Source organism: Parasphingorhabdus sp. (genome assembly GCF_041748495.1).
Lineage (GTDB): Bacteria > Pseudomonadota > Alphaproteobacteria > Sphingomonadales > Sphingomonadaceae > Parasphingorhabdus.
Map to the genome: position 1 here is coordinate 1 of NZ_JBGTDD010000029.1, position 21,788 is coordinate 21,788.

15 protein-coding genes and 1 tRNA gene are annotated in these 21,788 nt (G+C 54.3%); 11 read left to right on the plus strand and 5 right to left on the minus strand.

Going from position 1 to position 21,788, the window contains the following annotated elements; all coding sequences use genetic code 11:
• Window positions 1-552 precede the first annotated feature (552 nt).
• From ACEW8J_RS02305 to ACEW8J_RS02315, 3 genes are all read right to left on the minus strand, one after another.
• Window positions 553-642: transfer RNA gene (locus tag ACEW8J_RS02305), tRNA-Ser, on the minus strand.
• A gap of 269 nt (window positions 643-911) precedes the next feature.
• Window positions 912-1,637 (minus strand): anti-sigma factor, encoded by a 726-nt coding sequence (locus ACEW8J_RS02310; RefSeq protein ID WP_373490014.1) that lies wholly within the window; start codon window positions 1,635-1,637, stop codon window positions 912-914.
• Complete coding sequence (locus tag ACEW8J_RS02315) at window positions 1,634-2,122, minus strand: RNA polymerase sigma factor (RefSeq protein ID WP_373490015.1); 489 nt, start codon at window positions 2,120-2,122, stop codon at window positions 1,634-1,636. The genes ACEW8J_RS02310 and ACEW8J_RS02315 overlap by 4 nt, the downstream gene beginning before the upstream one ends.
• Window positions 2,123-2,252: 130 nt before the next feature.
• Between ACEW8J_RS02315 and ACEW8J_RS02320 the strand changes: the two genes are divergently transcribed.
• From ACEW8J_RS02320 to ACEW8J_RS02365, 10 genes are all read left to right on the plus strand, one after another.
• The gene (locus ACEW8J_RS02320; RefSeq protein WP_373490016.1) at window positions 2,253-3,551 is read left to right on the plus strand and encodes a S8 family serine peptidase; all 1,299 of its coding nucleotides are present in this window, start codon (window positions 2,253-2,255) and stop codon (window positions 3,549-3,551) included.
• A 98-nt stretch (window positions 3,552-3,649) separates the two neighbouring features.
• Window positions 3,650-4,459, plus strand: coding sequence for a hypothetical protein (locus tag ACEW8J_RS02325; protein WP_373490017.1), 810 nt, complete (start codon window positions 3,650-3,652; stop codon window positions 4,457-4,459).
• A 385-nt stretch (window positions 4,460-4,844) separates the two neighbouring features.
• Window positions 4,845-6,527, plus strand: coding sequence for an HAD-IB family hydrolase (locus tag ACEW8J_RS02330; protein WP_373490018.1), 1,683 nt, complete (start codon window positions 4,845-4,847; stop codon window positions 6,525-6,527).
• 20 nt (window positions 6,528-6,547) lie between these two features.
• Window positions 6,548-8,890, plus strand: a complete 2,343-nt coding sequence (locus ACEW8J_RS02335; RefSeq protein ID WP_373490019.1) for a glycerol-3-phosphate 1-O-acyltransferase — start codon at window positions 6,548-6,550, stop codon at window positions 8,888-8,890.
• A gap of 25 nt (window positions 8,891-8,915) precedes the next feature.
• Complete coding sequence (locus ACEW8J_RS02340) at window positions 8,916-10,496, plus strand: wax ester/triacylglycerol synthase family O-acyltransferase (protein WP_373490020.1); 1,581 nt, start codon at window positions 8,916-8,918, stop codon at window positions 10,494-10,496.
• 81 nt (window positions 10,497-10,577) lie between these two features.
• On the plus strand, window positions 10,578-12,050 hold the full coding sequence (locus ACEW8J_RS02345) for a DUF3336 domain-containing protein (protein ID WP_373490021.1): 1,473 nt from the start codon (window positions 10,578-10,580) through the stop codon (window positions 12,048-12,050).
• Window positions 12,047-12,910 carry a lysophospholipase gene (locus ACEW8J_RS02350; protein ID WP_373490022.1) on the plus strand — a complete coding sequence of 288 codons (864 nt, stop codon included), beginning with the start codon at window positions 12,047-12,049 and terminating at the stop codon, window positions 12,908-12,910. The genes ACEW8J_RS02345 and ACEW8J_RS02350 overlap by 4 nt, the downstream gene beginning before the upstream one ends.
• A 1-nt stretch (window position 12,911) precedes the next feature.
• Window positions 12,912-13,850 carry an alpha/beta fold hydrolase gene (locus ACEW8J_RS02355; protein WP_373490023.1) on the plus strand — a complete coding sequence of 313 codons (939 nt, stop codon included), beginning with the start codon at window positions 12,912-12,914 and terminating at the stop codon, window positions 13,848-13,850.
• A 59-nt stretch (window positions 13,851-13,909) separates the two neighbouring features.
• Window positions 13,910-14,911, plus strand: a complete 1,002-nt coding sequence (locus tag ACEW8J_RS02360) for an NAD(P)H-dependent glycerol-3-phosphate dehydrogenase (RefSeq protein ID WP_373490024.1) — start codon at window positions 13,910-13,912, stop codon at window positions 14,909-14,911.
• A gap of 286 nt (window positions 14,912-15,197) precedes the next feature.
• Window positions 15,198-16,151 carry a crotonase/enoyl-CoA hydratase family protein gene (locus ACEW8J_RS02365; protein ID WP_373490025.1) on the plus strand — a complete coding sequence of 318 codons (954 nt, stop codon included), beginning with the start codon at window positions 15,198-15,200 and terminating at the stop codon, window positions 16,149-16,151.
• Window positions 16,152-16,158: 7 nt separating this feature from the next.
• Here ACEW8J_RS02365 and ACEW8J_RS02370 read toward each other — a convergent pair whose 3' ends face one another.
• Both ACEW8J_RS02370 and ACEW8J_RS02375 read right to left on the minus strand, forming a co-directional pair.
• Window positions 16,159-18,636 (minus strand): response regulator, encoded by a 2,478-nt coding sequence (locus ACEW8J_RS02370; RefSeq protein ID WP_373490026.1) that lies wholly within the window; start codon window positions 18,634-18,636, stop codon window positions 16,159-16,161.
• A gap of 83 nt (window positions 18,637-18,719) precedes the next feature.
• Window positions 18,720-20,879: an EAL domain-containing protein gene (locus ACEW8J_RS02375; protein WP_373490027.1), complete on the minus strand. Its 2,160-nt coding sequence runs from the start codon at window positions 20,877-20,879 to the stop codon at window positions 18,720-18,722.
• A gap of 333 nt (window positions 20,880-21,212) precedes the next feature.
• Here ACEW8J_RS02375 and ACEW8J_RS02380 point away from each other — a divergent pair, with 333 nt between their 5' ends.
• Entirely contained in the window at window positions 21,213-21,719 is a 507-nt protein-coding gene (locus ACEW8J_RS02380; protein ID WP_373490028.1) for a DUF2141 domain-containing protein, read from the plus strand.
• Window positions 21,720-21,788 lie beyond the last annotated feature (69 nt).

Below are 21,788 nucleotides of genomic sequence, written 5' to 3' on the forward strand. Positions count from 1 at the left end.
GGGCACCGGCTCCGTCGTCAAGGTCGATTTGAATAAGTGCAGCGCCGAGGGTGAGAAAGCCGCAGACCGGTCCTATCAGCTGGATCTGCCCAAGATGGACACGCTGAAGCTGTCGGGGTAGGCCAATTCCGACCTGGTCCGATGCGGCTCTGACGGCTAAAATCGCCTGGACTGGTATGGGCGCTTCTGACAAGTTTTTGATGCCTGCTAAACGATCGCGATGGTACGGGGGATCTCCCCACACTGGTTTGCCGAGAGCCGATGCGAGCCGAAAAGGACTTTCCTAAACCTTCACCTGTCTGGTAAGCCAATGGCATGATGCTGCGCCTTTTCTGTTTTGCGAGTAATCCTGCCCCCACACAGAGCCGCGATCGGATGGATCGAGCTTGCCCTGAACGGTAAGCAAATTGGCGCGTCGGGTTTGAGCCTATAGGCCGTTTCAGCCACCCGCGATAATTCCGCTAGAGGGGGTGTGACCCGTGTGACCCTGATAATTTTCTAGCGGGATATTTTTGAGGGCCGCATAATCTGAAGCGTGACCGAAAGGGTCGGTGGAGGTGCGTTAGGGATTCGAACCCTAGATACCATTGCTGGCATACCGCATTTCGAGTGCGGCGCTTTCGACCACTCAGCCAACGCACCTCATGGACCGGGCAGCGTGTAGCGATCATCCCGCAGCGCTGCAACCCATATTGGGCGATGTTGGAGTGTAGCGCAATTCTATCGGGTCGAGGGCAGGGGCCGGGCAGGAATAAAGCCCTGCAGTCAGCGGGAAAAAGCCTGCTTCCCCGAGGAATTGCAAGGCGGCTTCGGTCTCTTTCCATCAACCAAAAAAGAAATGCGGCGATACGCAAAATAACGATGATGCTCACCCTTGCGGGTGCCGGATCGACAGCGGCTGCCGGGCAAACCTATCGCCAGCCTGTTTCCCGCAACTTGCGTTCGGCTCCGGCATCCACTGGTGCCTCAGCCATCATATCCGCCGCGACCTCGTTGATCGCATCGCTCGTCGCCTGACGATAGTCGCTCTGTGGGCCGCCGGGCAACGTGCTGACCATGTGCCATTGCTGCCCTTCGCGGCAGCTAATCCCGGAGACCGCCTCGCCCGTGAAGCTTCGGCAGATGGTGCCGTTCTTGGCGCGGAATGTCAGACCGACGCGAAAATCACTGTCATCGGTCTGGGTAGAAGCGAGCTGCGTTTCCAGAGCATTGTCCAGAGCGCCGCTGGCGATCAGCGCGCCGCCTTCCTGGGCAAAGGGTGCATCAGAGGCATCGCCGAGACCATATTGACCGACAATGATGCCCAGGGCCAAGGTTGCCGCCATCGCGCCCCATTGGGCGACGCCGATGCCGCGAGGCGCGCGCGTCGCTGTCTCCTGCTCGAATTTCCGCGCGGCGAAGCTGCTATCCACGTTGGACGCTGCAGCGGCGGTCAGGAGCGCGGCAAGACGGTCCGGGATTTCCTCGCTTGTGACCGGCGCATAATGGCCTGCCACCCTGTCCCGCAACGCGCGCGCCCTGCCAATCTGCTCGGCCAGGACGGTGTCAGTAGTCATGGCTTTCTCGATGCGCTTGATTGTCACCGCATCGCATTCTCCATCGACATAAGCCATGATCGTCTGATCATCAAAGGTCATGCGGCTTCTCCTAGTTCGCGTTGCAGGGCTTCGCGGCCCCGCACCAGCCGCGATGTCAAAGTCCCGATCGGAATGTCCAGCAAAGCGGCGGCTTCCTTATAGGCAAAACCCTCGACCAGGACGAGCGAAACGGCCTCGCGCTGCTCGCTTGGAAGGCGGTCCATGGCACGGTCGACATCATTGAGTTCCATGCGGCTTTCCATGCGTCGATGATCATCTCCCGCGATATTTTCCATCGCACCATCATCATTGGCGACATGTTCGCGGCGACTTGCAGCGCGTACCGTATCGATCCAAATATTGCGGGTAATTCTGTACATCCAGCTATCCAGTCTAGTTCCTGCCTGCCACTGGTCACGCTTGATCAGGGCACGCTCGAGGGCCATTTGACACAGGTCATCTGCATCGTTGATGTCGCGCGTAAGGCTGCGGGCAAAACGCCGCAATCGCGGGAGTAGCTCCAGCAATTCCTGTTCAAAGGCCATTCAGCGCGGATATCCTTTATTCATGGTCTATGGATCAAACGACGGACCTGGTTCGTTTAATCCACCAATATGAAATAAATGCAATCGACTCGATGTTGCCAAACCGGGATCGGGTCTTAGGGAAGTAGAAATGAAGACCACAGTCAAATGGGTTGCCGCCATATTGTACCTGATCGTGCCAGCCGCTGTCTTGCCTCAATTGGCCTTGCCAACCGTCGGTCCAGTTCTTCCGCTACCCGATGCACCGATGGGCAAGATATCCGATCCGCTGATCGATCCGGCAAACGGGATTTTGAACTACAGCGCTCTGGACCAGTTGAGGCCGTCAGAGCTCAGGACAGCTTTGAACCGGCTCAGAATTCAGCGGCTGCACGATTTCTTGCGCCAGAATCGCAATCATGTGGAGCGGGATCGCAATGGTGACGCTGCCGTTCGCGCTGTGCTGATTGCCACTGGCATATCGGAGGCATCGCTGGAACGAGCGCAGAATGAAGGCTTTCCAATCTTGGAGCGCACCGAGATCGAGGGGCTGGGTCTCGGCTACGTGAAATTTGCAACGCGAGCGGGGAAATCGCTGAAGTCGGAGCAGAAGCAATTGCAAAAGCTGGCGCGCGAAGCGGAAATCAGCGCGGACAACATCTATTTTGCCAGCGGTTCCAATCCGCTGCCTGCCAATGCAATGCTATTAGCCAACAGCAAGGTGCGATCTGGAGCGATCGGGTTGATCGATGGCGGCGTCGCGCGCCATAGCGCGATTGCGATGCCTGTCGAGCAGCGGGGTTTTGCCCGGGGAGCGCCGGTTGCGAGCAGTCACGGCACCGCTATTGCTTCCCTGCTCTCCACAAGCCTCAGAACCGATAAAGCTGGTCTTCTCGCGGCCGACATTTATGGCAGTGATCCGGCCGGTGGTAATGCAACCGCCATCGCCAGGGCATTGGGCTGGATGGCCCAGCGGAATGTTCCAGTGGTGGCGATCAGTCTGGTGGGTCCGGACAATGGCCTTCTGGCACGAGCCATCAAAGCTGCTCAACGGAAAGGAATATTGATTGTCGCAGCAGTCGGCAATGATGGCCCTGCCGCTCCGCCGCGGTTTCCGGCTGCCTATAAGGGCGTGATCGGAGTAACCGGAGTCGATCACCGGGAACGCGCACTGCCGGAGGCCGGAACAGCAACGCCGGTCGATTTTGCCGCACCGGGCGCCGGCATCAAAGGCGCTTCGCCTGATGGGAAGCTAGTGGCGCTTCGCGGTACGTCTTTTGCGACGCCGTTTGTGGCGGCACGTCTGTTCTCTCATTATCCCACGGCAAATATCAGTCAGATCGAGCCTGCGGTGAACGGGTTGATCCGGGAAGCTAAAGACCTTGGCAAGAAAGGGCCAGATAGCATCTATGGCAATGGTCTGATCTGCGGCAAGTGCGGGTTACGATAAATTTTCAAAATATTTTGCGAGTGAGGGATTAAAACGCAAAGCGTCATCGTTCTCCCATCAGACGACGATAATATCATCGTCCTGCAAGGAGAAAGACCATGAAAAAACTTATCGCAAGTACAATCACCATAGCAATGATCACCTTTGCACCAGCGTCTGCACAATTGCTTGGCGGCAGCGGAGGATTGGGCGGATCTCTTGGCGGCACTCTTGGTTCCGACACGATCGGTCGTACGACTGGAACGATTACGGGCAGGGGTGGTGTGACCAGTTCTACGCGAATCGATCGCTCGATTGATATACGGTCTGGCGAAATCGCCACCGATGCCGACAGCAATTCCAGTGCCAATGGTTCGCTGATCGGCGCCGCTGATCTGCCGAGCAGTTCGGTCAAGGGATCAGCCGATGGCTCTGCTTCAACCTCCGCGAATGGCGGTGCAAGTGCCAATCTTGTCGGGACCGATGCTGTGCGCTCGACTGTTGGGCAAGTGGTTGGTACGACGCGCAATGCCGCGGCCCGTGGAAGAACGGCTGCAAGCAATGCGGCATCAAATGTGGTCAATAGCGCATCGGGCGCAGGCTCGTTTGCCGGAAGTGCGGCGGGCAGTGGTAGCGCCATGGCAATGGGTGACCTTGGTCAACTGGCAGCGTCGGGAAGTGCGGCCGCAAATGCTGGCGGTATGTTCGCCGTTGCCACTGGAATGCCGATCCAGGATCTCAAAGGACGCGTTGTGGGTCTTGTTCAATCGGTCCGTCAATCGGGTGCTGGCGTAGTGCAATCGGTGATTGTCGAAAGTGGAAACCGCACCGCAGAATTGCCCGCCGCCAATTTCGCCGGATCGGGTGATGTTCTGGTAACCGGGATGAGCAAGGGTGAAATTAGAAAGGCGTCGCAATCGCAAAACTAGCCCTCGAAAGTTGAGTCCACCAGCTCTGGAAAATGGTGCAGGTGACCTAGTCGCGTAACCCCCGTAACTGCACCATTTCTCGCAGGAGACGCGCCGGAAAATCTTCCGGCGCGTTTTTCGCGTTTCGGCACCGCTCGCATTCCATGCTCAAGTGAAAGGCAATCGGTAACCGGCGCCGCGCATGGGGTTTGCAATCAAACCGAAGCCATGGCCGGCGCGCAGTGACATTCCCTTTCTGCCGTCCGAGTATCAGAATCCTTCTCGCGATCTGCACCATAAGGAGACTTTCTCTGCCAATCGCGCTGCTAATCAACCCTTTTGCCAATTATCGCTGGGAAATGCGGATGTTTTTTGGCACGATAAGCATTGGGCAAAGGACATCTGGATGACCAAGAAAAAAAGCGCGGACTATCAAACCCACTTACAGGACGTGCTGGATGCGCCGGAAGGCCCGCATATCGCGGCGCTGTTCGATTTCGATGGTACGATCATCGCCGGCTATTCGGCTACCGGGATGCTGTGGGAGAAGATCAAGCGACGGGAAATGACGGCTGACGAAGTCGTCGAAACCATCAATGTGATGGCGCAATATAGTACCGGCAATATGGGCTTTTCGGGCCTGATGACTGGCGCCGCCAAGTTCATGAAAGGCGTCACCGAAGACAGCTATTTTGATTTTGGCGAAGAGTTGTACGAAAAATATATCGCCCGTAAAGTCTATCCCGAAGCGCGCATGCTGATCGAGGCCCATCGCGCCAAGGGCCATACCATCGCTATTGTCTCTTCCGCCACCATCTACCAGATTGAACCGACCGCGCGCGATCTCGATATCGAACATGTGCTCTGCTCGCAATATGAAGTCGAAAATGGGGAATTTACTGGTAATATCATCCGCCCGCTGTGTTTTGGGGAAGGCAAGGTCATTGCCGCGGAAAATCTCGCAGCCAGCTATGGCCTGGATCTGGACCAAAGCTATTTCTACTCGGACAGCTATGACGATATCGAATTGCTGGAACGGGTCGGCAAGCCGAGGCCGCTGAATCCGAATGCAAAACTCCGCGAGGCAGCACGCGAACGGGACTGGCCGCTGGAAAAATATGAAAGCCGCGGGCAGGGCAAGCCGGTCGATTATATCCGGACGATTTACGCCACCGGATCGCTGATCGGTTCGGCGATTGCGTCGCTGCCAATCTGGGCGCTGACCGGATCGCAGCGCGAGGCTATGAATTTCTCCACCGGCCTGTTCGGTGACATTGCCACGGCGCTCACCGGCTGCGAGCTGGAGGTGACGGGTGAAGAAAATCTGTGGACTTCGCGACCTTGTATCTTTGTCTTCAACCATCAGAGCAAGGCTGATGTAATGATCCTCGCCAAGCTGATCCGGCGGGACATGGGCGGGGTAGCCAAGAAGGAAGTCCGGGATACGCCGGTGATTGGCAAGCTGATGGAACTGGCTGGCACCGTATTCATTGACCGGGCCAACGCCGGCAGCGCAATCAAGGCGATGGCGCCGCTGATCGACGCAGTCAAGATCGACGGCAAGTCGATCGTCATCGCGCCGGAAGGCACTCGCACCCTGTCACCGAAACTGGGTCCGTTCAAAAAAGGTGCTTTCCACATGGCGATCCAGGCCGGCGTGCCCATGGTACCGATCGTGATCCACAATGCCGGGGATGTTGCGCCGAAAAATGAATTTCTGATGCGGCCAGCCAAGGTCAGGGTGGATGTGCTGCCAGCAGTGGACACCAGCAAATGGTCGGCCCGGACGATGAACGTGCATGTTGCTGAAGTGCGAGGCATGTTCCTCAAGGCTCTCGGTCAGGCGGAAGAAGAAGATGCGCTCGAAGCGCTGGTCAATGAAGAGCCAGCGCCAGAGAAAAAGCTGGCCGTTGTCAAACCAGTCGCAGCGAAGGAAAAACGCACTGCAGGTAAAAAACCAGTCAATCGGAAAGCGGCGCCTAAGAAGGCAGTATCAAAAACATCCATTGCCAAGCCGCCTGCAAAGCGGTCTAGCTCAACCCGAAAAGCAGATCCCGCAAAGTCGAGAAAGATTGAAGCGGCGGAATGAGCTGAATTCGAGGAGCGGGGATGGACGAAGCCACACAGATAGCAAATTCCGGAGCGCTGCTGCTGCAAGGCCCGAAGCTATTTGTGATCGATGCCCGCAATGGTGTCGAGCGGCGGTATCTGCTCGATTGGCTCCAGACTTCCACCGCAGCGGGCGGACCCGGCGGGAAACTGAATTGGGTCAGTCTGCCGATCTCCGATGAGCGGGCCAAAATGCGGCTTGGGCGGCTGGAAGAAAAATTGAAGGACAATCCGGATACGCTGGTGGTGCCGGTTCGGATCGCCTGGCGTATCCCCAATTTCGAGAAAAGCCGAGCAGTCAAAATGCGGCACGTCATTCTCGGTGATCCCCGTAACCCGGGAAGTTTTCGCGCCCGGTCCATTCTCCTGCGCGACAAGCGCCGGGCCCATTGCCTGACCGGACAACCCGCCACCATCGGGGAGCTCAAGCAGCGCTTTGCCGAACTCAGCAAGGATTACGAGCAAACCGATTATGCCGAATTTGCCGCCTTCGTGGTCAGGCAGGCCGGACTGGTATTGGACATTGCCGAGCGCGGATTGCGGGGGCGACGCTATAAAGTGCCCCGCCATGTCGCTGATGGCCTGCGCAGCGATGCCCGCTTCCGCGCCGCCATGACCCAGCTCTCGACTGACATGGGCAAAAGTGAGGCAGTGCTCTACGAACAAGCGGCCAAATATATGAAGGAGCTGATCGCCCGGCCCAGTCCGCTGTTCATCGACATGAAGGCAAAGCTCGACCGGTTCATGTTATCGCAGGGTTATGACGACGAGGTGGTTTTTGATCGCAAGGAACTGACCCGACTGCGCAAGACCATGCGTGAACATCCGACGTTGCTGCTGTTCACTCACAAAACCTATATTGACGGAGTGACCGCCACTGATCTGGCCTATCAAAACGACCTGCCGCTGATTCATTTATTTGGCGGCATCAATCTGGACTTTTTCGGCCTGGGCTTCATGCTGCGCCGGGCCGGCACCATTTTCATCCGCCGGAGTTTCGAGAATAACCCGGTCTACAAGCTCGTTCTGCGTTATTATGTGAGCTATCTGCTCGAGAAACGCTTCCCGATGACCTGGGCATTCGAAGGTACTAGGTCGCGGCTCGGCAAGCTGATGCCGCCTCGCTACGGTCTGCTGAAATATGTCATGGATAGCGCACACAGCAATGATATTAAAAATGTGCATATCATTCCGGTCGTCACCAGTTTCGACCTGATCCGCGATGTCGAGGAATATTGCAGCGAACAGACCGGCCGGATCAAGAAAGCCGAGTCGCTGAGCTGGTTTATCGGATATCTGCGCAGTCTGCGCGAACCGATGGGCAAGGTTTATGTGGATTTTGGAGAGCCGGTGATTGTCAAAAAGGCACCCAATCCGAATGATCGTCTGGCCTTGTCGAAAATGGCTTTCGAGGTTGCCGTGCAGGCCAATCGGGCGACCCCGCTGACATTGACTTCGCTCATGTGCCTGTGCCTGCTAGGCACAGCCCCGCGCGCGATGACGGAAGACGAGCTGCGCGCAGTGATTAATTTTCTGGTCGGCTGGGCCCGGGAGCGCGACATCCGGATGAGCGAGGATCTGACCGACCAGAATCTGGAGGGTGTTCAGCGGGTCATCGAGACCTTGGTCAATAATGGGCTGCTGGTTCGCTATGACAAGGGTACGACCCTGGTTTACGCGATTGAGCCTGATCAGCACCCGATCGCGAGCTATTATCGCAATAGCATCATCCACCATTTTCTCGACAAGGCGATCATCGAATTGTCGATCCTGAAGGCGCGGGAAGTCAGTGACCGCGATGCAGCGGAGGTCTTCTGGGAAGAAACCGACCGCCTTCGCGATCTTTTCAAGTTCGAGTTCTTCTACCCGGAAAAGCAGCAGTATCGCGAAAATTTGAAAGCAGAATTGCTGCGGGCCGATCCGGATTGGGAGGAGAAACTGGAGGAGGGCGGTGTCAAGCTGGCCAGTCTCACCAACCGCTTCCAGCCGCTGGTCGGTCACGCCGTGTTCCTGCCCTTCGTGGAAGCCTATACCATTGTCCTGGACATCCTGTCGCGGCTCGAGGCGGGTGATGCCATCGACAAGAAGAGCTGCGTGGAAATGGCGTTGAAAGAAGGTCGGCAGGCCTATCTGTTGCGACGGATCACCAGCGAAGCCTCGATCGGCAAGATATTGTTTGAAAATGGCTTTCGAATGGCTGCAGGTCTGGGACTGACGGGCGAAACCACCGCGGAAACGATCACAGAAAGGAAAGCATTGTTGCGAAAATTCAGAGCGCTGTCCCGACGGATGGAAAAATCCCGGCTCGAACTTCTTGCACTGGCCGACAGGATATTCGAATGATCACGCTGGCGAAAGGACAGAATGAATGACCGAGCAGAGCAATATTAGCCAGTTGAGTGCGCAGGACGCCCAGTTCCTCTACATTCAGTCCGCGACCAATCTCACCCATGTGATGGCCGTCTATATCTATGATCCGTCGACCGCTCCCGGCGGAAAGGTCAGGTTCAAGGACATTATCGAACATATGCGCAAGCGCATGGATGTTTCGCCGATGTTCAAACGCAAACTATATCGACTGCCGCTCGATATCGACCATCCCTATTGGGTCGAAGACGAACATTTCGACCTTGAGGCGCATATTTCGCATAGCCGCTTGCCCGAGCCGGGTGACTGGCGGCAATTTTGCATTCACGTGGCGCGCCATCACAGCAAGCCTCTGGACATGACCCGGCCGCTTTGGGACATGTATGTGGTAGAGGGGCTCGACAACATCCCGGGCTATGCGAAGGGCAGCTACGCCATTTTGACGCGCATCCATCACTCCACCATCGATGGCGTGTCCGGCGCGCATTTCTTTGCCGCCATCTCGGATAAGGATATAAAAGGCACCCCGGCGATACCGTTGCCAGAAGGCCAATCGGCCGCCACCAATCTGCCCACTGCTGCCGAGATATTGAGCCGTGCGATCAACAGCACAGTGACATCACCGGTAAAACTCACGCAGGCGCTGCTGAAATTTACGCCCGCGCTCCTCTCGACAGCACAAAAAAGCCTGAAAGGCGGCGATGAGAAAACGGATAGCGGTGTACCTGAGACCCGGTTCAATGGTCCGGTCACCCCCCATAAAATGTTCGATGCAGTGACGTTCGACCTGGACGAACTGAAGAAAATGCGTCTCAAAGTGAGTGATGCGACCATAAATGATGTGGTGCTCACGATCTGTAGCGGTGCGATGCGCCGCTATTTGACCAAGCATAAGGAGCTTCCGAAAGAATCGCTTGTGGCGGTGGCGCCCGTCAATGCGCGAAGCCGTTCGGGTGAGGAGTCCAATCCAGGCAATAATATATCGGCGATGACCATAAAAATCTGGTCGAATATCGCCGACCCGGTTCAGCGCCTTGAAGCGATCCGGGACACAACGCGCGAAACCAAGGCGGCAAAATCCGGGCTCAGCGCCCGGATCATGACTGATCTCACCAAACATATTCCAGGCGTTACCATGGCCGGTGTGGCGCGGATCATGACCGATGAACGCTTTGCTCCGAAAATGAGCAATTTGATGGTTTCCAATGTTCCCGGACCCCAGATTCAGCTTTATATGAACGGCGCGAAACTGACACATCAATATGGTCTGGCCCCTCTGGCCCACGGAATGGGTCTGTTCATTGCCACGCCAAGCTACAACGGAACCATTTCCTTCAGCATCATTTCTGACCGCAAAATGATGCCCGATGTTGAGTTTTTCCGGGAATGCCTGCAAAGAGCTTTTGACGAACTGCAAGATGCCAAACCAAGCGCCACTGCAAAGCAAAGCAAAAAGCCGGCAGAGGCAGTAAAACCGCCCGTAACGTCAAAGGACGGTTCGGTGATGTATCGACGGGTTGCCAAAAAGCCGCGAGCAAGAACATCGAAACCAATCGGCAGCGACAAGCCGAAAGTGAAATAGGGAGCGGATAGAATGCACGCCGACCGATTCCCGGCCGGCGAATGCTACCAAATATAGTTTTGGTGAAAGAGTGAGCCGACCATGATTCTGAACACGACTTTGAAAATGGAAAAAGCCATGGCGAATGCCAAGAGCTATTCCGAATGGTCGAAAGCCGCGAAAGCGCACGACAAATCCACCGGGGTCGACATATGGAAGGCTTCTGATGAGAGCAAGCATTTCGACGATGCGTCGATCCGCCGCCGCCTGAAGCGCCTCTCCAAGCTTTGGAAATCTCAGGACAATGCAGGGCTCCTCTATGCACTTAACGAAGGCATCCACGGGAACATGGATGGCATGGGTCATGCGCGGCTCTATCAAAAGGCAAAATTCGGTACCAAACAGCTCATTCAAGATTATGTTGATGCGATCGTGAATTCGCTGGAATATCTGGCGAGCGACAAGGTGACCGACATTCCGTTTGAGGAAAAACTCGATTTCTTTCGTCGCGCGCAACATTGCTATGGCCGTTCCGCCTTTCTGATGAGCGGCTCCGGTGCTTTTCTCTATTTCCATGTGGGGGTCGCGAAGGCCCTTTGGCAGGAAGGTCTGTTGCCGCACATCATGTCCGGTTCCAGTGGTGGCTCGGTCGTCGGTGCCTTGATAAGTACCCATGCGGATGATGAAATCCCGCCATTTTTCAAACCAGAGAATTTGGTCATCGGTTCGGATCGTGAAGTCGATGAGCATGGCGGCTTGCTGGGCGGGCCGCGGCAGATACGCGCAGATGAAATTCGCCAGCGCCTGACCGATCTGCTCCCCGACCTCACGTTTCAGGAAGCCTATGAACTGACGGGTCGCCATCTCAATGTTTCGATCGCCCCGGCTGAAAAGCACCAGACTTCGCGCCTTTTGAATGCCATTGCATCGCCCAATGTCTATATCCGCGAAGCGGTTCTGGCGTCCTGTGCGGTTCCGGGCATTTATCCGCCAGTGACCTTGGCGGCAAAGAATCATCACGGTGAGCGTGTGCCCTATCTTCCGAACCGAAAATGGGTTGATGGCTCGGTTACCAATGACTTGCCGGTCAAACGACTGGCAAGGCTCTATGGGGTCAATCACCATATCGTCAGTCAGGCGAACCCGCTGATCACCCCGTTTGCTATCGATTTCAGCCAGACACGCAATCCGCTGTCATCGATCCGCAATGCGACAACGGCAACCATGAAGGCATGGTTGAATGCCAATGTGGAGATCATGCAGAAGCCGCTATCCTATTTTCCCCGTTTGAACAGCATGGCCAACATGGCTCTGTCGGTGATCAATCAGGATTATACCGGCGATATCAATATCATCCGGCCGACCATGTTCTGGGGGCCTGCCAAGATTTTGAGCAACCTGCCGATTGAAGATATTGCCGAGTTGATCCAGCTTGGAGAGCGCACGGCCTGGCCCAAAATCGAGATGGTTCGCACGCAGACCAAGATCAGTCAGACGCTGGACCGGATCCTGTTCGAATATGAAAATGAGCTGGCGCACGATCATGAATTGGTGATGAAAAGGAAGATCGCTTGAGACAGCAAGATGGGACGCTGACACTCCCGGCTACTTCCAAGGCAGCCGGAGCGACCCTGCATTTCCAAAAATGGCTTCCTGACAGCAATGCCAAGGCGATCATCTTGCTTGTTCATGGCTATGCCGAACATGTCGGCCGCTACCATTATTTTGCCGAACATTGTGTCGGCAAGGATTATGCGGTTTTTGCTGTCGATCACTGGGGACATGGCCGGTCTGACGGCATTCCTGGATTTGTACCCGCATTTTCCGTTTTTCACGACGGCGTCGATCAGTTGGTGGCATGCGCCAAGCAGGATTTTCCGGACCTGCCTGTCATCCTCGTAGGCCACAGTATGGGAGGATTGATTTCCGCCACCTACCTGCTGACCGACCAGTCCAGATTTTTCGCCTGCGTCCTCTCCGGCCCGGCGATCAAGGCAGCGGAAGAACCTTCGGCATTTTTGAAGGCGATCATCGGCTTTTTATCCCGCTTTTTCCCGAAACTCGGGGTGCTTGAGCTTGACCCCGATGGAGTCAGTCGTGATCCAAAGGTGGTTGCCGATTATCTTGCCGACCCGCTTGTCTACAATGGAAAAATGGGGGCCAGGCTGGCAGCAGAAATGCTGAACAATATGACGAAAATTCAAAAACATGCTGGGCAGATTTCGCTGCCGATGCTGATGCTTCACGGTGAAAAGGACAGTCTGGCCAGCGCCGAAGGATCCAGATTTCTGGATCGTCAGATAATCTCATCCGACAAGCAACTGATCGTCTACCCGGAACTGTTTCACGAGATTTTCAATGAACCGGAAAAAGACAAGGTTTTGAACGATATGACCGACTGGCTGGACCAACGTCTGGCGGCAAGGGGAGTGTAACGTGGAAGCAGCGACAATTTTTCTGACCATCTTGGGCGTCTTGATCGTGGCCCTGATTGCGATCTATGCTCTGTTCCCTCGCAGCTTGTTCACTTTCCTGCGGAACAGTTTGCGGAGGAAAGGCAAGCTGACCGTCAAGTCGATCAAAGTCGGCGAAATAGCTTGGCCTTATCTGGAAGGCGGACCCGCGGATGCCGAGCCTCTGGTGCTTCTGCACGGCTTTGGTGGCGACAAGGATAATTGGGCAATGTACGCGCCTGAAATGGTGGGAAAATATAGGCTTATCGCTCCGGACCTGCCTGGTTTTGGAGAAAATAGCCGGGATATTAGCCAGAATTATAACATGGTAACACAGGCAGCGCGGGTTCGCGATTTCCTTGATGCGATGGGGATCGAGAAATGCCATATCGGTGGCAACAGCATGGGCGGCTTTGTTGCGTTACGCTTTGCGCTCGATTATCCGGACCGCGTTAAAACGATGACCTTGTTCAACAATGCAGGTGTGGTCGGCTCCAATGAAAGTGAACTCCAGAAACAGGCCCAGGCAGGGAAGAATCCTCTCGAGATTCACAGTGCAGATGATGTGAAGCGGATGCTCGCATTCGTGGCGCACAGGCCGATGAAAGTCCCTGGCCAGTTCCGCAAGATTTTTTACGAGGATTTTGCTGCTCATCGCGAATTGCTCGACAAGATTTTCTGGACGCTGGTGGAAGATGGTACAGTCAAGCCTCTGAACGACGAACTCGGAAAAGTGAAGGCTCCTACGCTGATCATCTGGGGCCGCCATGACCAGTTGATCGATGTGAGTTGCGTCAAAGTGCTGGAAGAGGGCATTCCCAATGCTGAATCGGTCATATTCGAAGATATTGGTCATGTTCCGATGATCGAAAACCCGAAAGCAACCGCCGCAAGGCATCGCGAGTTCCTTGCAAAATACTGAAATCCCCTTCAGTTGCAGCAGGATGGACTCCCGGTAGAGGAGCCGTGGATGGAGGGTATATGGAATTGAAAGTGGGCTTGCTAGGCGGCGGATCATGGGGAACCACGGTTGCGTCGCTGGTTTCGCGCAATGCGCCAATCAAGCTCTGGGCGCGGGATCCTGAGTCGGTCAGCGATATCAACCACAATCAGTGCAACAGTAAATATCTGCCAGGCATAAAATTGCCGCAGGCGTTGACGGCAACGTCGGAAATCGGCGAAGCGGTGGCTGGTGCCGATGTCCTGATCATCGGCATACCCTCGAATAATTTCCGCAGTGTCCTGGAAGAAGCAAAGCAGTATCTTCGGCCATGGGTTCCGGTCATCAGTCTGACCAAGGGTCTGGAACTTTCCACCAGCAAACGCATGACGGAAGTCATTGAGGAAGTTCTGCCGGGCCATCCGGTCGGCGTTCTGACCGGTCCCAATCTCGCACGCGAGATCATGGCGGGCCAGGCCGCAGCCAGCGTAATTTCGATGGAGGACGAAATCATCGTCAAGCAGCTGCAGCAACTGTTCCACTCGGGTCTGTTCCGCGTTTACACCAATACTGATTTGCTCGGTTGCGAACTGGGCGGCGTGCTGAAAAACATCATCGCCATCGCGGTCGGCATGGGAGACGGATTGGGAGCAGGGGACAATACGCGCTCGGCATTGATTACCCGAGGGCTGGCGGAAATCACGCGACTGGGGGTCGCGATGGGCGGCAAATCCGAAACATTCGCGGGACTGACCGGAATGGGCGATATGATCGCCACCTGCACCAGTCCATTGAGTCGCAACCGTCATGTGGGAGTTGAGCTCGGCAAAGGGCGTCCCATCGATGAGATTATTGCCGAGATGCATATGGTGGCAGAAGGTGTAAAAAGTGCGCCGGCGGTAATCGCTCTGGCGAAGAAATATGGCGTCGCCATGCCGATCGCCGAGGATGTTTTTGAGGTCACCCAGGGTAACCGGTCTGCCGTCCGCGCTTTTCGCGGACTGGTCAATCAATCAGCCGGATCCGAGTCAGATGCGGGCTAAAATAAACCTTGCTGGGGCGAACCATATATTTCAACCCTGCTTCGACATGAAGCAGTGATAGCAGGAATGCTCGCCAAATATTGGCAGATATTAACCAATTGCGGAGAACTATTTTCCCTCAAATGACTCTAAGATAAGCAAATTTCTGAATCAATTAAGTTTGTTACACAATCTTCGCAGTTTTACTTGCATTGAAATGGGGCATATCTTAAAATTTTATGCGGGAGGCGCTGGAATTCGTTAGGCGGAGTATCGTCAAACACCTTCGTCAGGCATGGAGTATCATATGGACTTTCGCAGTCGCGCCGCCAATGAGACTAATCCGATTTTGACGGTCGAGGCAGATGATATGCTGGTCCAGCCACCATCCATTTCCGAGCCCGATATTTTTTCAAAACAGTTCCGCGAAATCGAACTGCGCTTTGACCGCTCTGACGAGATTTTCTGGTGCTATATGAATCAGAAATCACGCCCGAGCTACACCTATGAGTTGGGCGATGAGATTCAGCAGGTGCAAGACTGGATCCACTCCACATACGCGCGGGAAGGTTCACGAAACTCCGATCCTTTGCGCTATTTTATTTGCGGCTCAAAGACCCCCGGTATTTACAATCTTGGCGGGGACCTGAAACATTTTGCCGAGTGCATCCGGCGGCGTGATCTTGGAGCCTTGAAGAAATATGCTCGTACCTGCGTCCATATGCAATATGAAAATAGCACGGCTTTTGGTGCCCCTATCATCACCATGGCCCTCGTACAGGGGGATGCACTGGGTGGCGGTTTCGAGCATGCACTGGCATTTGATATACTGGTCGCCGAGAAAAGCGCGCGGCTGGGACTCCCGGAAATATTGTTCAATCTCTTTCCTGGAATGGGCGCCTACAGTTTTTTGCGGCAACGCCTCAGTCGCAAGGACACCGAGCGGTTCATTCTCGAAGGCCAATTATTCAGTGCCACCGAACTATATGACATGGGAGTTGTCGATATATTGGCCGACGACGGAATGGGCGAAGCAGCCATCATTGAATATACCAAGGTGAATCGTAATCGCTTCCACGCTGAGCGCGCTGTCTATCGGGCTCGAAAAATTGCCAATCCGGTAAGTCTGGAAGAACTGCTGGAAATCACCGACACATGGGCTGAGACTGCTCTCTATCTGGATGAAGCCGATGTCCGGAAGATGGAACGCTTGGCCGCAGCGCAGGATCGACGCATTCAAAGGTCGCTACGGGCAGTCTGACGACTGATCAGACTATCGCCACTTTTTCCGCAGGTAAATTGTTGTGACCGAAAGTTGAGATGTCTGCGAGACAGGCGCTAACCTTTGCAACATTTTGTTCGATTGTTGCGAGATATTCAAATCGGTGCTTGTTGAACTCACCTTCGGTAATAATTTCCAGCCGTGAACATGTTTCTACGAGAAGAATTGCACCAATGTTGGCAGCGCCGCTCTTGAACGCGTGCGCATGGAAGCGGAAATCGTTAACTGATTCCTCGTCGACAGACTTTCGGAATGCGGTCAGGATTTCGCTGGCATCATCCAGATAGGCTTCGATGATCGATTGTACAAAAGCTTCATCTCCGATCGAGCGGAGATAATCCAGCTGCGAGGGATCAACGGCGGGTGGTTCAGGCGCGCGCTTCCGACTTCCGAATTTACTTATGATTCCGAACGGATCAGGCGCGAGTTCGGTTTCTTGACGACCGGATTTTTTGGCCGTCTGCGAAGCGACAACTGCGATCAATTCTGATGCCTCAATCGGCTTCGTTATCCTCAGATCCATGCCTGCGTCGAGACATTTCTTCTCGGTCTCCTCGGTCGAATCAGCAGTCAATCCGATGATCGGGACATGACGTCTGGGGCCCTCAATCTGCCGCCATAGCTTGCAGCATTCGATGCCACCCATGATCGGCATATTCACATCCAGAAACACGATATCGAATGACTCTCGCTCAAGCGCATCGAGCGCTTTCTCACCATCGGTTACTACCGTGACTTCGTGACCAGCATTGGCCAATATCGTCTCCAGGACCATCTGGTTTGTTCGATTGTCATCGGCAATGAGCACTTGAACCGGTGCCATTCGTGGAGGTTGGTGAATGTCGTTCGATTCTGTTGCCTGCCGTTCGCTCGAACCGACAAACGAACAGCCGATCTGAACTGCACTGCGGATTACACCGAAATCTGAACCAGCCGGCAATTGTGTTGCAAAGGCCGCGCGCAGCTGAATATCCCTCAAGCTTTTCTGTTTTCCTTCGGCCAACAGGACTGGTGGAAGCTTGGCCTTCCGGAATATTGACCAAAGGGGTGATTGGTCGTCATGGGCACGCGCAATCGCTTCATCCATTAGAGCAATATCATAAAGCTCAAGATTGCGGCGGATGAGCATTTGTTCGACGTCATCCGCACCTTGATAGTGAATATGATCGATACTAATCGGTTGATTGTCATCATTGCAGATGGTCGGTGGATCAATATTGCGCGTTAGCGACAATATCCTGACGCTTTTCTGGCCTGCATCAGATTCTTCCACATTCACAATTTCCACCGGGAAGGACAGGGTGAAAGTGCTGCCGCTACCAAGTTCGCTGTCCACGGCAATGTGGCCACTCATCTGACCGGCCTGTTTTTGGCATATTGCCAATCCCAGTCCGGTCCCGCCGAATTCGCTCGCGATTGTCTCATTGGCTTGCTGGAATACATCAAATATTTTCTGTTGAGCGTCCGCGGCAATGCCAGGTCCGGTGTCGGTTACCGAAACCCACATCTGTCCATGATCAATTTCCGAATTAAACCCGCATTTCAATGTGATCGATCCGGACTCTGTAAATTTAATTGCATTGCTAGTAAGGTTGATGAGGATATTACGAATATAATCAAGCTGTGCAGAAATGATCTGATCGCTGCTCGGTTCCGCCTGAAGGACGAGTTTGAGATTTTTCTCATCGGCGGCGATCTGCATGATATCGCGGACTTCGGACAGGATTTCCACGAGAGAAAATGGCTTTGGTTCGGGCAGTTCTTCGCGAGAGTCGGAATGTGCGAAGTTCAGAAGCTGGTTGATCAGGTGCAACAAATGGCGCCCCGCAGACACACTGGTAGCAATCATTTGATGCTGCTTTTCGGGCAATTTCATGTCGAGCAAATGCGTCCCGTAGCCAATGATGGCATTGAGCGGTGTGCGCAACTCATGGCTGATGCTCGCCAAGAACAGGCTCTTGGCCTTGTTTGCAGCTTCGGCTTCTTCCTTGGCCTGCGAGATTTTAGTGATGAGCGTTGAACAATAGGCCGGTATCACGATCAATCCGATCAGCAAGCCAATCGACAACGAGGGGCTGTTACGCCAATAATCAACGCTATAGATGGTCCATCCAAAGGCGATCGCTGCCATTGCCGACGCCAGAAACAGCCATTTCACTCCAAAGCGAAAGCCGTTGCCGAGAATCACCCAAAGCAACGCTGGATAAACGGCGGCGAAACTCTCCCCGCCGATCTGAAACAGGAATGCGGCAGCGCCGAAATCGATACATAGGCCCAAGAATCGTCTCAAACTCGAAGGTTGGGGGTGCAAGCGATAGGCGATCGCTACCGCTATGCTGACCGCAAAATAGACGCCGAACCCGATGATCACTCCGCGCGACCCGCCCAGGATGGCAAAAGCTGACCAAGCTAGAATGATCAGAATGATCCGATTCTTGATCATTTCATGCTCGCGATCGCGCATCTGGCCGTCCATCCCACTTTTCGGATGGCGATGGTGGCTATGCGCCTTGGCCGGCGCGTGCGATGGGCGGGACAACAAGTCGGCTAGCCTTTGGCCGCACGGCTAGGAGAATTATTATTCTGGCCATCAAACAATTTGAAAAGATCTTCAGCCCTTTGCGGACGTGCAATCTTGAAACCCTGAATTTCGTCGCATCCCGAGATCCGCAGCAGATCCAGTTGGGCATCATTTTCAACCCCCTCGGCGACCACCCGCATGCCGAGCGCGTGCGCAAGATGGGCGATGGTTCCGATGATCGCTCGGTCCGCTGCGCTATGCTCGATCCGTGAAATGAATGTGCGGTCAATTTTCAGGCAGTTGGCAGGCAGATCCCTGAGATATTGCAGAGAGGAATAGCCAGTTCCGAAATCATCGATCGATATTCCGACACCATGGCTGCGAATACGCTGCAGCGTTGCCCGGACTTGTTCATTATTGTCGATCAGCAGTTCTTCGGTGATTTCGATGGTGATCTTTGAGGGTGCGATGCCATTGGCTTCGATATTTTCAAGCAGTTCATCGCAGATATTCTGATTTTGAAATTGCCTCGGCGAAACGTTGATCGCTACGCGCGGAAGATCAATGCCGCGATCAGCGTAGGATTTGATCTCACGGCAAACTTCGCCGATCACCCAGTTGCCGAGAACATCCATCAGCCCGCTTTCATCGGCAACCCGGATGAACTGAATCGGCAGCAATCGACCGCGCCGCGGATGATCCCATCTGATCAGAGCTTCCAAGCCGACATATTCGAGAGATTGTGCATCGACAATGGGCTGATATTCGAGCGCAAACTGGTTTTTCTTGAATGCGTCACGCAGTTCGTTTTCGAGCGCGGCATCCGCTTGCGCAATCTCGTTCATGTCTTCCGAAAAGAAACGATGACAGTTTCGGCCATTGGCTTTCGCATCATACATGGCAAGATCGGCCATCCGCAGAACTTCTTCATATTCATCGCCGTCACTGGGAATGAGGCTAACGCCTATCGAGGCGCTGATAATCTGACCCACGCCGCTAATCGCATAGGGTTCGCTGATCGCTTTCAGAATCTTAGAACAGCGCGAGTTGATGGAATCGATGTTATCGAACTTGTTCAGAATGACTGCAAACTCGTCACCACCGATACGTGCGGCAAAATCTTCTGGTCCGATGACTTTGGAAATCCGTTCCGCCACTTCGCGCAACAGAGCGTCACCGCTATGATGCCCCCGGGTATCGTTTATAATTTTGAAGCGATCCAGGTCCAGCAGCAACAGAGCGGCTTCGCTTTTTGCCTTCTTGCAATTTTCAATGGTCGACTTGACATGTTCAGCGAGCAATACCCGGTTGGGAAGTCCGGTCAGCATGTCATGCAATGCCAGATGGGTTCGATGTTCCTCAGCAAATTTGCGGGCGGTAATGTCCACCGCTGTAGTCAAAACGCCGATCGTCTCGCCCTTGTGATTGAGCAGTGGCGATTTGTTGCAATGAAAAATCAGATCGACCCCATCGCTGGTGATTTTTTCTTCATAATGGGGGATGGCGAGGCTTGATTTCAGAACAAGAGCATCCCGTCGGCGAGTGTTGGCAGCCAGAATGGGATCGAAATTGTCAGCAAAATCCGTACCCACCATGTCATCCGGATCCTTGTCAAACAAGGCCGATTGATAAGCGTTGGTAAAAAGGCACTTCCCCGACCGGTCAATCGCATTGATCATGATCGGGATCGTGTCGATAATTTGCTCCAGCATGCTTTTACCCGACGGGGCTTCGCTGGTGGTTGTCGTATCGAACGCGGCGTGTTTCCGACCAATTTCCGACGCACGCCTGCGCAGGGTCACTGTTTTCTTGCTTTTGGTCAGTAGCGACAAGGCGCGGCTGCAGAATTCGACATGCGAAACCGGGCTTTGCAGGAAGTCGGTGGCGCCTGCATCAAGAGCCGCAAGCCGACATTCGCGATCTTGATGCGCGGTTATGACAATGGCAGGGATTTCGTTCGCGCCGGGCATCATCCGGACTTTGCGAATGAATTCCGCACCATTCATCTGTGGCATCCGGTAGTCGACCACCATTAAATCTGCTTTATGGCTGCGCAGCCAATGCAGGGCCTCGACAGGATCCGCATAGGTGACGGCGGAATATTTTTCCCCCATCAACGTCACAAACTGGGCATAAATCCTCAGATTGGTGGGCCGATCGTCGACTATCAAAACGCGCGTGTTCATAGATGAATTCAGTACAGGTCGATGCTCAATATAAGGTTAACGCCGATTTATGGGCTCATATTGTTTTTGATGACGAGTTTGGGAGACCGGTTTGGAGCCAGTTGCCGGACTGAAGTCGGCGCCGGAATCTGCAGTAGCCGGCTAGTGGAGCTATCTGGTGGGGTCAAGAATGCCATCTGGCTATAAGTTCGTGATGGCGCATTCAGGAATAATTCATGGTTCTGACGGCACTTGTCCGCAATCTTCAGTGTGCAACGGCGCCAATTATGCGGTTGAAATCCATGCTTCCGCGCACTGTCCGTAGGCAGCCAGAAATGAAAGATTGCAAACACTATGACGCCCAAGACTCCGTTCAGCAGTTTAGGAATTGTTTCGCTTGCGCTGGCCGCAGGCGGGCTAGCAATATCTGTCCCAGCCGCCGCACAATATAATCAGGTGGTCAGCAACAATATGTCCAGATGCGCGGCTGGTGCTGGGCCCGCGGTCAAGGTGACCGTCAATGGCATCAAGGGATCAAGAGGCAATGTCCGCGTGCAAAGCTACAATGGCACCAAGGCCGACTGGCTTGAAAAGGGCCGTTGGCTTGCGCGGATCGAAACACCTGCCAAGAGTGGGTCGATGACATTCTGTGTGCCTGTGCCATCTAGCGGCACCTATGGCATTGCAGTGCGTCACGACGTCAACGGGAATGGCAAGACCGACGTCAGTGAAGACGGCGGGGCAATGTCCAACAATCCCAGCATCAACCTCCTCAACCTCGGCAAGCCGAGCTACAAGAGGACCGCTTTTTCAGTCGGCCCCGGGGTGACGTCGATCACCATCAACATGAAGTATTTCTGAGCCGCTCAAACTGTGCCAATGGCAAAGATCAAGAGTCTGAGTTATGATTATCCTGTTTGATATCATGAT